This window comes from Sebaldella sp. S0638 (assembly GCF_024158605.1).
GTDB lineage: Bacteria > Fusobacteriota > Fusobacteriia > Fusobacteriales > Leptotrichiaceae > Sebaldella.
The window spans coordinates 1-14,953 of the sequence record NZ_JAMZGM010000006.1 but is presented as its reverse complement, the minus strand read 5'-3'; the positions used below and the strand labels follow the sequence as shown (position 1 = coordinate 14,953).

Here is a 14,953-nt window from a genome sequence, read left to right as displayed (position 1 = left end):
TTTATAAAGTTATATTTTTTATTACGATTAAATTATTTAACTTTTGAAATTTTATTTTATAAATTCTGTAATTTATAAATTTTTATTATGTTTTTTCAAATAAACGTTCGTTTTTTTAAAAATCTTTACTATAGTTTACTTCTTATTTGTATAAAAGAATTTATATTTTTTCTTTAATACTGTTGTTATATAAAATAAATTAAAAGATAAAAAAAAGGTATTTGAAAGGTTTTTATAAGTTTTGAAACATATAATATATGTGCTAGAGAAAATAATAATAGTTTTTTATTCAGACTAGACACATTATGTGTCTAGTTTAATTTTATAGAAAAAAATCATTCAAAATAAATATATTATATTATTTATTAAGAATGATTTTTTTTATTTTATTTCATCAATATTCAAATTTTTCAGATATTCAGAAACCATTTCCTTTAATTCGTCATGTCTCAAAGCCATTTCCACAGTGGCTTTAAACATCCCGAATTTGTCCCCGGTATCATATCTTATTCCTTCATAGTCGTAAGCATATAATTTATGCCCGTCATTTTCCATTTTGAAAATAGCATCTGTCAATTGGATTTCTCCGCCTTTTCCGGGCTTCGTTTCTCTCAGGTATTTAAATATTTCCGGCTCTAAAACATATCTTCCCAATGCTGCAAGTCTGCTTGGCGCTTCATTTACTTCAGGCTTTTCTATAAATCCTTTTACTTCCACAGTTCTGTCATCTATTTTTTTCAGAGGATCAACAATTCCGTACTTGTTTACTTCTGTTTCAGGTACTTCCTGAACCCCGAGAATATTCCCTTTTCCCAGCTGTTCATGTTTTTCTATCAGCTGTTTTGTTGCAGGATAGCCTGGATTATGAATAATATCATCTCCCAATACTACTACAAACGGCTCGTCCCCTATGAAACTTTCCGCACAACCTATTGCATGTCCCAGTCCTAACGGCTGCTTTTGTCTAACGTAGTAGATGTTGGCCATGTTTGATATGTGCTGTACCACTTTAAGCAAATCTTCCTTCCCTTTTTCCTCTAATGTTGTTTCTAACTCATAAGAATAATCAAAATGATTTTCTATCGATGTCTTATTTCTTCCAGTTACTATTAGTATTTCCTCTATTCCTGAATCCACCAATTCTTCCACTAAATATTGAAGAGCTGGTTTATCCACAATCACAAGCATCTCTTTTGGTTGAGCTTTTGTAGCCGGCAGTACTCTTGTCCCTAAACCTGCTGCTGGTATTACTGCTTTTCTAATTTTATTCATTGTTCCTCCTAAGCTTATCTCTATATATTTAATTTTTTATTTGTATAAAAAACACTTTCAAATATTATAACATAAATATTTCCTTTTATCATATTTTTTATATTAAAAAAAGAGAATTTACATCTCTTTTATTATTTATTTCCATATATTTTCTCATAATATTTTTGATAATCTCCTGATATTACTTCCTCAACCCATTTTTGATTATCTAAATACCATATTATAGTTTTTCTTATACCATCTTCAAATTTTGTTTCTGGATACCATCCTAATTCACTCACTATTTTCGTTGGATCAATGGCATATCTTCTATCATGCCCTAATCTGTCTTGAACATAAGTAATTAAATTATAATTTATATTTTCCCATTCTGTTTTCAATATTTTTTTGTATTCTTCATTTTCTCTAGTAAGTTCTTGTATAATGTCAATAACTAATTTCACTATTCTTATGTTCTGCTCTTCATTAAAGCCACCTACATTATATATTTCTCCTATTTTTCCATTTCTAAGAACAATATCTATTGCTTTACAGTGATCTTCAACATACAGCCAGTCTCTTACATTTTTTCCATCACCGTATACCGGCAATTTTTTTCCTTCAAGAACATTTTTTATCATCAAAGGAATTAATTTTTCTGGAAAGTGATATGGACCGTAGTTATTTGAACATCTTGTTATGTTTATCGGCATTTTATAAGTTTCAGCATAAGCCAGTACTATGAAATCTGACCCTGCTTTAGATGCAGAATACGGGCTTCTTGGATCTAAAGGAGTTTTTTCCGTAAAAAATTCTTTTCCATAAGTTTGTAATTTTCTGTCAGAAGCAATTTTCTTGGCAACTTCAACTGAAATTTCCAGATTTTGTGGTTCTTCAAAATCCTTTGATAATGAACCATAAACTTCATCAGTCGATATCTGTAAAAATTTTACTCCTTTTCTATATGTCGGATAACTATTTTCATCTTCTCCGACTTTCCATGATGATTTAGCACATTCCAGTAAATTTTGAGTTCCAAGAATATTTGTTTCCAAAAATACCTGAGGATTTTCTATTGATCTGTCTACATGCGATTCTGCTGCAAAGTTTACTATATAATCAACATTATACTTATTTATTAATTCCTTTACCAAAACAGGGTCTTTTATATCCCCTTTTTCAAAATTTACTCTATCATCTTGAATATTTTCTTCTATTGTGCCTAAATTTCCTGCATATGTCAGTTCGTCTAAAACAACGACTTTTATATCCCTGTGTAACTTAAGAACATATTTCAGATAATTGGCACCAATAAAACCAGCTGCTCCTGTTATTAAATATGTTTTCACTATAATTCTCCCTCATTTTTCATTTCTATTAAAAATCTGTCTATTGCATCTCTCCAATCAGGAATTTTTTTTCCTAACAATTTTTCAATTTTTTCAGACGATAATTTCGTATACTCTGCTCTTTTTGCCGGTAAATTAAAATCTTTGGTTTTCGCAACACTTAAGCTACCATTCCAGCCAATTTTCTCTAATATATATTTGGCCTGTTCATACTTACTGCACTCTCCTGAATTAGTCAAATGATATAATCCAAACTTGTTCGTTTTAATTAATTCCCATGATAATTCAGCCAAATCTTTCGAATACGTTGGAACAGATATCTGATCATCTACAATGCTCAATTCATTTTTACTTTTACTCCAATTTATAACTTGTTTATTAAAATTGTTATTTGCAATACCAAAGACCCATGAAGTTCTGATTACATATGCTTTATCATAACTTTTTAAAACTTCAGTTTCTCCTTTATATTTTGATTCTCCATATACTGATAGTGGATTTGGGATGTCTTCTTCTGTATAAGGTACTTTTTGATGTCCATCAAAGACAAAATCTGTTGAATATGTTACAAATATTGCTCCGCTCTTTTGACATATCTCTGCTAACTTCTCAGGAGCCTTCGAATTAAGTAAGTAACATTTTTCTGTATCTGTCTCTGCCTTATCAACATCATTATAAGCAGCACAGTTTATTATAATATTAAATTCCTTATTTTTATTAAAAAACTCTTCAACTTTTATATTATTTGTGATATCAAGTTCTTTATAATCCACTGCTATATATTTCATATTTAAATTATCAAATAATTTTTGAAAATCATGACCTAACTGCCCATTTGAACCTATTATTAAAATCATAATACTCCTCTCTTAGCCATTACCCTCTAAATAATAAAGAGAACTTTTTTTTAAAATTCATATATATTCCACTTTTTCTTAGTATATGTAACCTCTTTAAATGTGAAAAATTAGTATTTGTGATGCCCAGATAATCCATTATTAATTTTTTATTATTTTTATTGATATCTGTGCTATAAACATGTAAAATTTTTTCTATTAATTTTCTATCCTTATTAAAAAAATATCTTTTATGAAATATATTGTAAAAGATGCTCTTTCCAGATCCTATTTGATTCTTTTCATGTTGTCTATAATTTATTAGTGGTGTGGGAATGTAGTATCTTTTCCCGAATAACTCAGCTAATATATGAAAATACCTATCATGTAAATATACCTCATCCAAAAATGGCATTGAAGCATCTATTATTTTTCTATTTACCATCGTTGACGACCCTTGTACTATATATTCAAAAAAATAATTCCGTATTCCTTTTTTTAATGCTTTTTTTCCTATAAAGTCTCTGATTACTTTATTATTAAAATATACATATGAATCTGAATGAATAAGTACCATTTCTTCTTTATCATAATCACTTTCAATTATAACTTTATGAAATTCTTCTATCTTATTATCTAACCATATATCATCCTGATCTGCAAACATCACAAATTCAGCATCTGAATATTTAAGTAATTCTTCAAAGTTTTTTACTATACCTAAATTTCCTTTGTCGTCCTCAATTATTTGAATTCTGGATTCTTTTTCACAATACTCCGATAATATTTTCAAAGTATTATCATTAGAAAAATCATCCCTTATTTTTAAATTCCAATTTTTATACGATTGTCTGATAATAGAATCTAATTGTTCTCGTAAAAATTCTTCTCCATTATATGTAGTCATTAATATTTCAATTCTAAAATTCATAATTTATCCTTACTAAAAAAGAGTCCATCCTTTATTCCTTTAAATACAGCTTTTATTTTACTTATTTTTTCTTTTTCAAACATCAGTATAAGTAAAAATTGATAATTTGAATATATAATGTCATAACTTATATATGAAAAAACCTTAAAAAAATATTTTCTCCAAACTAGAATTCGATTTCTATACATATAGTATAATCTTTGTGAATTATGATTAGAAGTACGTACTTTAATTCCTGCAATTGAATACTCTTTTTTCTTTCCTATCTCATGCATTAAAACAGCATCTTTCACTGCCAATATTTTTTCACCATTTGAAACTATTCTTAAACAAAATTCTGTGTCAACAAAGTCTATAAAATAGTCTTCTTTCATCATACCATATTTTTTTATCTTTTCTATATTTATCATAGATCCAGATGATATTACTGTTAAAACATTATCTAAATAACTCTGATTTTCAAACCCTCTTTTCTTGAATAAAATTTTATCTTTGACTATATATTTCATGCTGTGTTTGAGATTTTTTTCCTGTATATTAGGGGCTAAAATAGCTACTTTTGATTTATTAGTATATATTTCATATCTCTTGAGAAGATATTCAACCATCTCTCTCTCTAAATACGAGTCATCATCTAATAAAAGAATCCATTCAAAATCATTTTTTACTGCTTCTTGAATTCCGATATTTTGTGCAGCAGCAATCCCAATATTTTCTTCATTAAAAATAACTTTCACATTCTCATTTTTTAAATTTTCTAATAATAATTTTATTTTATTGTCTGAATTATTATCAATTATTATGATATTTTCAACCTGACTTTTTACAGAATTATAATTCTTGATGAAATCTTTCTCTGGATTATATGTAACAATAATAGCTAATATTCTATTTTTTTTCATCGTAATCCTCAAAATTTTGCATTTTTTTATCCTTTTCAGATATAATGACTTCATTAATATCTATATCATAGACATCAAATGGCCATTTTACATTTATATTTTTATCATTCCAAATAATTCCAGAATCATATTCAGCATGATAAAAATTAGTACATTTATATTGAAACTCTGTATTATCTTCTAAAGTTAAAAAACCATGTGCAAAATTTTCTGGAATATAAAACATTAGCTTATTTTTTTCGCTTATTTCTATTCCGAACCAATTTTTATAAGTTTTACTATCCTTCCTCAAATCAACTGCAACATCCCAAACTGATCCTTTAGTAACTCTTACAAGTTTTCCCTGTGAAAATTTTGTTTGAAAATGTAATCCTCTCAACACACCTTTTTTAGATTTTGAATGATTATCTTGAACAAAATCCAGATTTAAACCTAATTTTTCAAATTCATCTTTATTATATGTCTCAAGAAAAAATCCTCTCTCATCTTCATATACATTTGGTCTGATCACTAATAAATCAGAAATAGGAGTTTTTTGAACACTAAATTTCATAATATCTACCTTCTATTCATATAATTTTATTATTTCTTTTTCCAATAGTTTCCAATCTCTTTCTGCCCCTGTTTTCAATCCATTTTCAATTATTTTTTCTCTTAAATTGTTATCTTGCAGAATAAGATTAATGCATTGGATTGCCTCATCAAAATTGCCATTTGTATACATCAAACAATTTTCACGATCTTTTAAGTATTCTATATTTCCTCCATTTGGTGCTACGACAACTAGACCTCCTGTTGACATCATTTCTAAAGGTGGATAAGAAAAACTTTCTAAAATACTTGATTTAATTAGAATATGGCATTCTTGATACAACTCATGAACCTTTTCATGAGGAATTCTATTATAAAATTTATTTACTCTATACCAATCTTTCGGCTTTCCTTTATAAGAAAGATAGACTATTTCAAATTTTTCTCCATCTAATTGATTGGTTATTTTAAAACTTTCATCTACATTTTTATAATAATCTTCTGAATTTCCTTCTATTAATATCTTTATTTTCCCAGAAAAATCTCTTTTTACAGCTTTAAAGCTATCTATGTCTATACCATTTCTAGCATAATTTACATCTTTATTAAAATCTTCTATTAACCATTTCTCACACCATTTTGAAATTGTAATATATTTAACATTTGAAAAAAAGTTATAAGTTAAATTCGCTAACTTTCTAAAATAATGACCTATTTCATAAAAATCTGTTTCAAAATTTTGTACTAAATATTTCTTTTCTTTTACTTTAGGATAAGAATTAACAAATTCCATCGTACTCCATAATGTCCCTACCATTGTTTTAAAATAAGCGTGGATTTCTGATTTAAATATAGATAAAACATTTATTTCTTCACCATCATAGTCTATATTATCATTTTCTGAACCCATAGATAGTATTGTTATGTCAAAACCATATTTTTTAAGAATATTGCAATGTTTTTTCGCTACATTTACACCACCACTGATTTGTACAGATGGCAAAACCATTAGTATATTGGGAGCTAATTTGCTTTCTAAAAAATTAGCAAGCTTCATCCCTGTATATGCTGTTATATTTTTATTTCTAGTTTCTTTATATGCATTCTCAGCAACAATATTTCTTAATTCAGAATCTAAAACTAAATTATTTAATGTTTTATACCATTCTTCTTCAGTATCACATAAAAACCCAGTAATCCCTTCTTCTATCATTTCAGCAAAAGGTCCTAATTTACTGGCTACAGTAACAGTTTTAACTAAACTTGCTTCTACCCATTTATTTTCTGATTTTGCTTCATTAAAAATTGATTTCTCTAAAGGGACTAAATTTATATCAAGCTCAGCTATTATTGCAGGCAATTTTTTCCATTCCACAAAATCCTTTTTTATAATTTTATTTTTTACTTCTAATAGATTATTAGGTATATCTACAAGACCTGTAATAACAAGATATAAATTTTCATGATTTAGTAATAACTCTTTTATAACATCAGATATTAATTCAAAATCTGGATTATGCGTTATACTGCCACTTAAATATCCCAAATAAATATTCTCATTCTTTTTTTTCTTTTGTATTGCTTTTTCAGAAATCTCCACCATTCTTTCAGAAGCAACATTATTATTTACAAAAACTTCTTTTGTATAATTATTTAATTCTTTTGCTAAAACTGTTGTTGTTGTTATTCCGTAATCGCATTTTCTCAAAGTTTCCTGCATTCTCTGCACACCATCTATATAGAGATTATAATCCTCTTTGGTAAGTTCATCAAGATATTTGATAGTTTCAACATATTTTTTGTCTATAACCAGGTCATCTATATCAAAAAAAGTTCTTTTATTAAATTTTTTTGCATTATCAATAAATTCTAATATTAATGGTGTACTAGGGCATCTATAAAAAATAAAACCTCTATAATATTTCAACATATTCATATCTAGATTTTCATACCACACTTCGTCACAAGAATAACCAACAAAATTTAACTGTTCAATTTGATGACTAACTCTATATCTTCTGGGATGATCCAAGTAACATCCATTTATGAAGAGTATATCTTTATAACTCTTTTTAAAAGATGATGTTTTTCCACTATATCTATTACGTATATAATTATTTCCTTTTTTAATAAAACTTTTTACACCTTCTTTTTTTATTACTGAATTAGATTTCTTTATTAAATGCACAATATTTTTTTTCATAATTCATTTTCTCCTTAAGATATTAGCAGCTGCTTTAATTGTTCTCCTGATTTTCCAGTATTTTGATTCCAAAATAAAATTTAATTGTCTTTTTAATTCATTATTTTCTTGTGTTTTTTCCTTTATCAAATATTCATTATACTTTATAATATTATTTTTTTCTTCTGAATCTTTTTTATAATTTGAAATCAAATTTTCAGCCATTCCAGCAATTTCATATTCATTTAATAATACTATCTCAACTTCAAAAAACATTTCTTTTACTTCCATTACTTTATCAAATTTTATTTCATAAAATGGAAATACTGAGATAAAATAATCAAATTCATCTTTTTTCAACATATTTGAATTAGTATAGTTAACTTTTTCATCATTAATTATAATACTATATATCTTGCATTTTATAAATTTGTTAATTATAGGGTTTAATAAAATCTCATCAGTTTTCTGAAACTGCTTGAACACATATTTTACTTTCAAAATATTATTTTCATAAAAAACACTACTTTTTTTGTCAACTTGTTCAATCCATTCATCATTTATCTTAAAAAATAATCTAGTTTCAATATCCCAAAAATTATTCTTCTTCTTATAATATAAATTATTTTTTAATTCATTCAAGAAATAATTATTGTGCTTTTCTATTAAAGAGTATTCTTTTTTTAAAATATCTATATTTACTTCTTTTAATTCTGTTAAATATTTCAGTATTTCATCAATATTTTTACTTAATGAAAATTTTTCCTTTGCATACTCATGATAAAAATCAATATTTTCTATATTCTTATTATAATTTTCAATTATATCCTTATATATCTCATATTGAGTTAAATTATTGAATCCTCTGCCAGAAAAATTTAAAGATTCAGCTTTTTCTAAATTTTCTTTTGTAATATATCCTGGTCCACCGAAATAATCATAACAATATACTGGAATTGAAGAACTAAAACAATATTGTACAGTTTTCCCAATTGTAATAACTAAATCATAATTTGACAATAATTCTCTATCTACAAACTTTACTTTTTTTTCTTTACCTATAATATCTACTTTTAATCCGTCTTTTATGAAGAGTTCAGAAACATCTTTTATTTCATCACATAAATGATTTGATATAATTGCTATCTTCTTTAAAATATACTCATCCTTTTTTACCTGAAAATAACTATCTGGGACAAAATTTTGAAATACTGTAATCTTAGTTCTTAATTCATTTATTTTCAAATCGCTAATAATTTGATTTTTAGTTTCCAGACTATTTGTAAGAATTAAAGAAATATGTTCATAAAAAAAGGGAATTACTTCTAAATCCATAAATGGTGATAAACTCTGAAAAATGATTTTTTTTGCTCTTATCCCCAAATTATAAATCAGCGAATATAAAGTTGGTGAATGATGGCACCATAACAAATCAAATTCTTTATTCTCAAAATTTATCCTACTTTCAAAAAAATCTATTATTTCAATATCTTCATCAACAAATAAATTTTTCATAGGATAACCATAAGAAAAAGTAAAAATTGTCACTTTAAAACCTTTTTTCTTTAGTTCTTGCGCAATTTGAAGTGAATTTATTTCAGAGCCAGCATACTCAACTAAAGAATAGACTGAAATCAACGCTTCTTTCATTATTATCACCTAATTATCTAAAATGAAGGATTTTGTGAATAATTCTTCACCCCATGGATATAAAGTATTTCCAAAATCGGATAAAGTATGTATTGCTTTACCTTTTCTATTACTCCATTTACTCTTATAAGGTTCTGGAAAATACGTCTCATAAAATTTACAGGTTTCTTCCCATTGTTCAACAGAAATTGCCTTACCATAATGTTGACATCTAAATTTTGTAATACTATTTTTAGCGCCAGATGGTTCTCTTTGAATTAGACCCTCATGTTTAAAGTATTTCTTATTTCTCCAAATCATTAAAATATCTCTATATTCAGGACCAAAATATTTTCTGAAATTTAAGAGCTTATCTGCCTTTTTATATTCCTTTTCTTCATCATATTTCGTTATATAAGCATCGTAAAGTCTTATTTTTATTGAGTCAAAAGAATCATTATTTAAATTTTCCAGCAGAAATTCCCTTATTTCTCCTTCAAATCTTTCGTCAGCATCAAAATTGAAAATCCAAGCACCTTTCTCACTATGTGCTTCCTTTAATAATATCTCTCTATGAATTGTTTCATTTTCAGGACAATTAATATCCCAATAGGTATTTATTATTATTTTATTTACTTTTTTACTTTTCACTATTTTATTTATAGTTTTATCAATACTGCAATCATCAAAAACTATTAAACTATCTACTACTTTCCCTGCATCCCTAAGTGCATCTTCAATTAAAAGTTCTTCATTTCTAACTCTTGTTATTCCAATAATATTACGATTTTTTGTTGTGCAAAATATTCTTTTAAAAAATAAAAAACTACCATTTTTTTTATAAAAAATGAACCCTCTCCCAAACATTTTTATAATCAGCATAATTTTTTTTATCTTATTCAAAGCTATCTCCCTTATATTCCCAAAAGTGTTTTGCTCTAAACATACCATCACTTATTGGTATCCCAAGTTTATTTTTTTTATTTTTTACAGTAAATGACTTTGCATAATCTACTTTATCATATGAGAACATTACATTCTTATCACAAATTGAAGCTGAAATATAATATTTTCCAGCGATAAAATCATTTTCAGGAATTATTAGTCTGATCACTTTATTTTTTTTGTCAAAATATAAGTCATCTCTTACAGTATTAAATAAAGTTACTACTTTTCCTTTTTCATTATAAACAATAATTCCAACTCCATAATCTATGGTATCTATAATATAGTCTAAATTTAACTCAATTATTATATCTTCATCTATAGTATAAATATCTTTATTTAAAACTATATTGGATATGGCTATTGATTTATTTTTAATATCTCTATTACTAAAATCTTCATTTAAAACAAATTGTTCTTCTCTAAGAAATTCCTCATAATTTTCACAAACAATATCAGCATCTCCATCTTCTTTTATGCTACCATTTGAAAACCAAATAGCTCGTTCACAAAAATTTCTTACTGAAGGTAAAGAATGAGACACATAAATTATTGTTGTTCCTTTATCTCTTATTTCTTTCATTTTTGTTATAGATTTTTCCTGAAATTGCATATCTCCCACACTTAATGCTTCATCTACAATTAAAATATCAGGTTCTACACTAACTGCAACCGAAAAGGCCAACCTAGCAAACATACCACTTGAGTATGTTTTTATTGGTTGGTAAATAAAATCTCCAATATCAGCAAATTTAATAATACTTTCAAGTTTTTGATCCATCTCCTTCTTAGTAAAACCCATTATTCTTCCATTTAAATATACATTTTCTATTCCTGTGAATTCTGGATTAAACCCAGCTCCTAATTCAAGTAACGCAGCTATCTTTCCCTTAACTATCATTTCTCCACTAGTTTGTGCAAGTACTCCTGTAATTATTTTTAGTAACGTTGATTTTCCAGCACCATTTTTGCCAATTATTCCTACGGTTTCTCCAACTTTGATATTAAAATTTATATTATTTAATGCATAAAAATCTTTATGATATACTTTTCTTCTGACATTCAAAACTTCTTTCAATCTATCAATATTTTTATCATATAACTTATAAATTTTACTTAATTTTTTAACTTCTATAACTTTATCCACTACCTACTCCTTTAAATAACATCTGAAAAATGCTGATTAGTTTTTTTATAAACTTTTACACTAATAAGCACTAAAACTATTGTTATGCTCCAAAAGTATAAAGTTTGAAATCTGTAATTCCAAAACCCAATGTTATAAAATATCGAATCTCTATAACCTTGAATTATATAAAACATAGGATTTAACTTAAAAAGCAATACATACCTTGGAGGTAATATATTCACTTGCCACATAATTGGTGTTAACCACATCCCAAATTGCAAAAATATCGTTATTATCTGACCAAAATCTTTAAAAAACGGTGTAACAGAAGCAGTAAAAAGTCCTATTGAAAAAACAAAGATTAAAGTGCAAAATGTGTAGTAAAACAATTGAAATAAATATAATGAAAAACTATATTTATTTAACAATAATAAAATAACCATCAATATAATAAATATAAAATGTACAAATAATGATGAAAGTAACTTGACTAACGGTAATAATTCTATTTTAAATACTACTTTTTTTACTAAATAAGCATACTCCAAAAAAGAATATGTCATACTATTCAAGGCATCTGAGAAAAAAAACCATGGAATCAATCCTGCTGTCAACCAAAGAACAAAAGGAATATCATTGTTTGCCTTAGCTCTAAATCCTACCTCGAATACAAACCAAAATACCAAAATTGTTACAATTGGTTGAATAAAGGCCCATACTATTCCAAAATATGATCCGGAATATTTATTTTTAAAATCATTTACTGCTAATTCTATCACTATATCTTTATCTTTATAAATATCTTTTATGTACTTACTTAATTTCATATTTCCTCGTCTTCCTAATTTTTATTTTTTTATATTCATTAATATTACTCCAAGTAATATTACAATTATTCCTAACCATTGGTAATTACTAATATTTTCCTTAAGCAAAAATCTTGAAAAAACTATTATTAGTACATACGCTAGTCCTGATGCAATAGGAGAAATATAACTTAAATTATATTTAGATAATATTATAATCCATAAAATAAAACTAACCAGATAAAACACTACTCCAAACATACTTATCCAGCCAAACTGAAAACCAAAATAAGATTTAGTAAATGCTATATTTAAATTTTCACCACCAATTTTTATCAATACCATTCCCAAAGTTGACAATAGTAAATATAATGCTAATAAAATATACATATTGTACCTCACCTAAAATTTTCAATTTTTTCTATTACTTGATTCATTGCTTTTATAACCATTTGTCCCTTTTCCTCTTTTATCCCAGAAGTATACGAATTATCATTAACTATACTCACAAACTCCCTTACAACGACATCATGCCCGTAATGTAAATTTCCTGTAACAAGTTTAAAACCATTTGCAATAAAATTTTTCCAAAAATGCCATGTATAGCCCAATGAATTTCTTAATATATCTTTTGCTAAATGTTGGTTATCATTATTAGCGTAAATAAGAATATCTTTAAAAAAATCATATATTACAACTTTCTTTTCACATAATAATATTAAATACCATTCACAAACAGGAGAGTTAAAATTCATTGATATGTGCGCAGGAATTTTTCCAGCTTTTATGTCTATATTCAATATCATTGGTGTATTTTCCTGTTTACTTTCATCATACTGACCTGTTGCTGACAAAACTTTCAAATCTCCGCCAAATTTTTCCAAAAGATAGAAAAAGTGCGCAGCTTCGTCATAAAAAAGTCCTAACGGTAACTCATTATACCATTCTGGAAGTCTTCTATCTCTATTTGTAAATTGTATCCCTGTTATAGTATTTATACTTCCAAATTCATTATTTTTCAACTTTTTTTCTAGCTTCTTAATGCCGTTTGAATATTGAAAATTATGAATTACACTTAGTGTTTTATTTTCTTTACTAGCAATTTCAATTAATTCCCTTGATTCATTATCATTCATAGTCATTGGTTTTTCTAAAAGTACGTTTTTCCCTAATTCCAAACATGCTTTAGCCAATTTATAATGTGTCATTGGTGGAGTTCCAATAACAACCGCATCTACATCTGCAAACCACTTTACATCTTCTAACTGTTTCGATATATCGAGTTCGTCATCCAGAATAAAAGTATTTTTTATTTTATTTTTCTGACTTGTATTATTAACTTTTTCTTTATTATTACCTATAACTCCAAATATCTCTACAATGTCTTTATTTTTCTTTAATGCTGGAATATGCCTACTATTTGATATATTTCCAGCTCCAATCACACATATCTTCAATGCTTTCATTATATTCTCCTTGTATAATATGTTTGTAGTTAAAAAAGCTAAATTAACTACTTAAAATCTTTGTTACTTTATGTAATAATTATTTTAATGGTAGAGTGGTAACTTTTACCTCCTTGTAGTTTTAACTACTAAAGTTAGACTGTTACCTCTACGATTATATTGAATCCAATGAACTGGATGTAGTTTTGCTACCAATATCTAGCAAGGTTGATTAGTATAATTTTTTTTGTAGAACGGCTGCCATTATATTTTATATGTAGGTGATTTTATGTTTTTTTGTGGTATTGATATTGGTAAATTTTCACATGTTGCTTCTTTCATTGATTCTGATGGGATACTTATTAAAACTTTTTCTTTCAAGAACTCTATTGAAGGTTTTAAAAGTTTTTTTGATATATCCTCTTCTATTGACTCTGATTTTGATAATATCAGTTTTGCTATGGAAGCTACCGGACATTATTGGCTTAATATATATGCTTTTCTTATGGAATTTGCTAAGAATATTTATGTTATCAATCCTATTCAGTCTGAAGCTCTACGTAACCTCTTTATTAAATCCAACAAATCTGATATTATTGATTCTTTTCTTATTGCTGAAGTTATTAGAATTAATAGATTTACTTCATCAGCCATGGCTGATGATAAGACTATGGCTTTAAAAGAATTGACTAGATTCAGGACTTTTCAGGTTCAATCTATTGCATGTCTTAAAACTAAAGCTATTAAAGTTCTTGATGTTATTTTCCCTGAATATCATAAGGCTTTTTCTGATACTTTTGGTAATGCCTCTATGGAAATTCTTCTTAATTTTCCTACTCCTGACCAATTACTTAATATTTCTACTACTAAACTTACTAAATTTCTTAAAACAGCATCAAAAGGTAGACTTGGTGAGGATAAAGCTCTTTTTATTAAGGATATTGCCTTTAAATCTGTTGGTATTTCTGTTGGACTTGATGGTTTTATTTTTGAATTACAGAATATTCTTAATCAAAT

Annotated in this window: 14 protein-coding genes; 1 reads left to right on the top strand and 13 read right to left on the bottom strand. The window is 26.5% G+C overall.

All coding sequences use genetic code 11. The annotated features are described in order from the left end of the window. Positions 1 to 381: 381 nt before the first annotated feature. From galU to NK213_RS03110, 13 genes are all read right to left on the bottom strand, one after another. Entirely contained in the window at positions 382 to 1,272 is an 891-nt protein-coding gene (gene galU / locus NK213_RS03170; protein ID WP_253346606.1) for a UTP--glucose-1-phosphate uridylyltransferase GalU, read from the bottom strand. A gap of 131 nt (positions 1,273 to 1,403) precedes the next feature. Beyond that, positions 1,404 to 2,600, bottom strand: a complete 1,197-nt coding sequence (locus NK213_RS03165; protein WP_253346599.1) for a GDP-mannose 4,6-dehydratase — start codon at positions 2,598 to 2,600, stop codon at positions 1,404 to 1,406. Beyond that, entirely contained in the window at positions 2,600 to 3,460 is an 861-nt protein-coding gene (rfbD, locus tag NK213_RS03160; RefSeq protein ID WP_253346716.1) for a dTDP-4-dehydrorhamnose reductase, read from the bottom strand. Before rfbD ends, NK213_RS03165 begins: the two co-directional genes overlap by 1 nt. Positions 3,461 to 3,476: 16 nt before the next feature. Further along, a complete protein-coding gene (locus tag NK213_RS03155) occupies positions 3,477 to 4,367 on the bottom strand; it encodes a glycosyltransferase family 2 protein (protein ID WP_253346597.1) in 891 nt (296 codons plus the stop codon). Further along, positions 4,364 to 5,269, bottom strand: coding sequence for a glycosyltransferase family 2 protein (locus tag NK213_RS03150; protein WP_253346595.1), 906 nt, complete (start codon positions 5,267 to 5,269; stop codon positions 4,364 to 4,366). Before NK213_RS03150 ends, NK213_RS03155 begins: the two co-directional genes overlap by 4 nt. Then, on the bottom strand, positions 5,256 to 5,825 hold the full coding sequence (gene rfbC / locus NK213_RS03145; RefSeq protein ID WP_253346715.1) for a dTDP-4-dehydrorhamnose 3,5-epimerase: 570 nt from the start codon (positions 5,823 to 5,825) through the stop codon (positions 5,256 to 5,258). The genes NK213_RS03150 and rfbC overlap by 14 nt, the downstream gene beginning before the upstream one ends. Before the next feature lie 9 nt (positions 5,826 to 5,834). Further along, positions 5,835 to 8,003 (bottom strand): glycosyltransferase, encoded by a 2,169-nt coding sequence (locus tag NK213_RS03140; protein WP_253346592.1) that lies wholly within the window; start codon positions 8,001 to 8,003, stop codon positions 5,835 to 5,837. Positions 8,004 to 8,006: 3 nt separating this feature from the next. Continuing rightward, positions 8,007 to 9,632 carry a hypothetical protein gene (locus NK213_RS03135; protein ID WP_253346591.1) on the bottom strand — a complete coding sequence of 542 codons (1,626 nt, stop codon included), beginning with the start codon at positions 9,630 to 9,632 and terminating at the stop codon, positions 8,007 to 8,009. A 9-nt stretch (positions 9,633 to 9,641) separates the two neighbouring features. After that, the gene (locus NK213_RS03130) at positions 9,642 to 10,514 is read right to left on the bottom strand and encodes a hypothetical protein (protein WP_253346590.1); all 873 of its coding nucleotides are present in this window, start codon (positions 10,512 to 10,514) and stop codon (positions 9,642 to 9,644) included. Then, entirely contained in the window at positions 10,507 to 11,703 is a 1,197-nt protein-coding gene (locus tag NK213_RS03125) for an ATP-binding cassette domain-containing protein (RefSeq protein ID WP_253346589.1), read from the bottom strand. Before NK213_RS03125 ends, NK213_RS03130 begins: the two co-directional genes overlap by 8 nt. 11 nt (positions 11,704 to 11,714) lie before the next feature. Continuing rightward, positions 11,715 to 12,512, bottom strand: a complete 798-nt coding sequence (locus tag NK213_RS03120) for an ABC transporter permease (RefSeq protein ID WP_253346586.1) — start codon at positions 12,510 to 12,512, stop codon at positions 11,715 to 11,717. A gap of 21 nt (positions 12,513 to 12,533) precedes the next feature. Continuing rightward, positions 12,534 to 12,881, bottom strand: coding sequence for an EamA family transporter (locus NK213_RS03115; protein WP_253346584.1), 348 nt, complete (start codon positions 12,879 to 12,881; stop codon positions 12,534 to 12,536). 8 nt (positions 12,882 to 12,889) lie between these two features. Continuing rightward, positions 12,890 to 13,957: a Gfo/Idh/MocA family protein gene (locus NK213_RS03110; protein ID WP_253346582.1), complete on the bottom strand. Its 1,068-nt coding sequence runs from the start codon at positions 13,955 to 13,957 to the stop codon at positions 12,890 to 12,892. Positions 13,958 to 14,225: 268 nt separating this feature from the next. On the opposite strand from NK213_RS03110, the gene NK213_RS03105 reads away from it, so the two are divergent. Further along, the coding region (locus tag NK213_RS03105; protein WP_253346580.1) for an IS110 family transposase at positions 14,226 to 14,953 on the top strand (728 nt) is incomplete at its 3' end.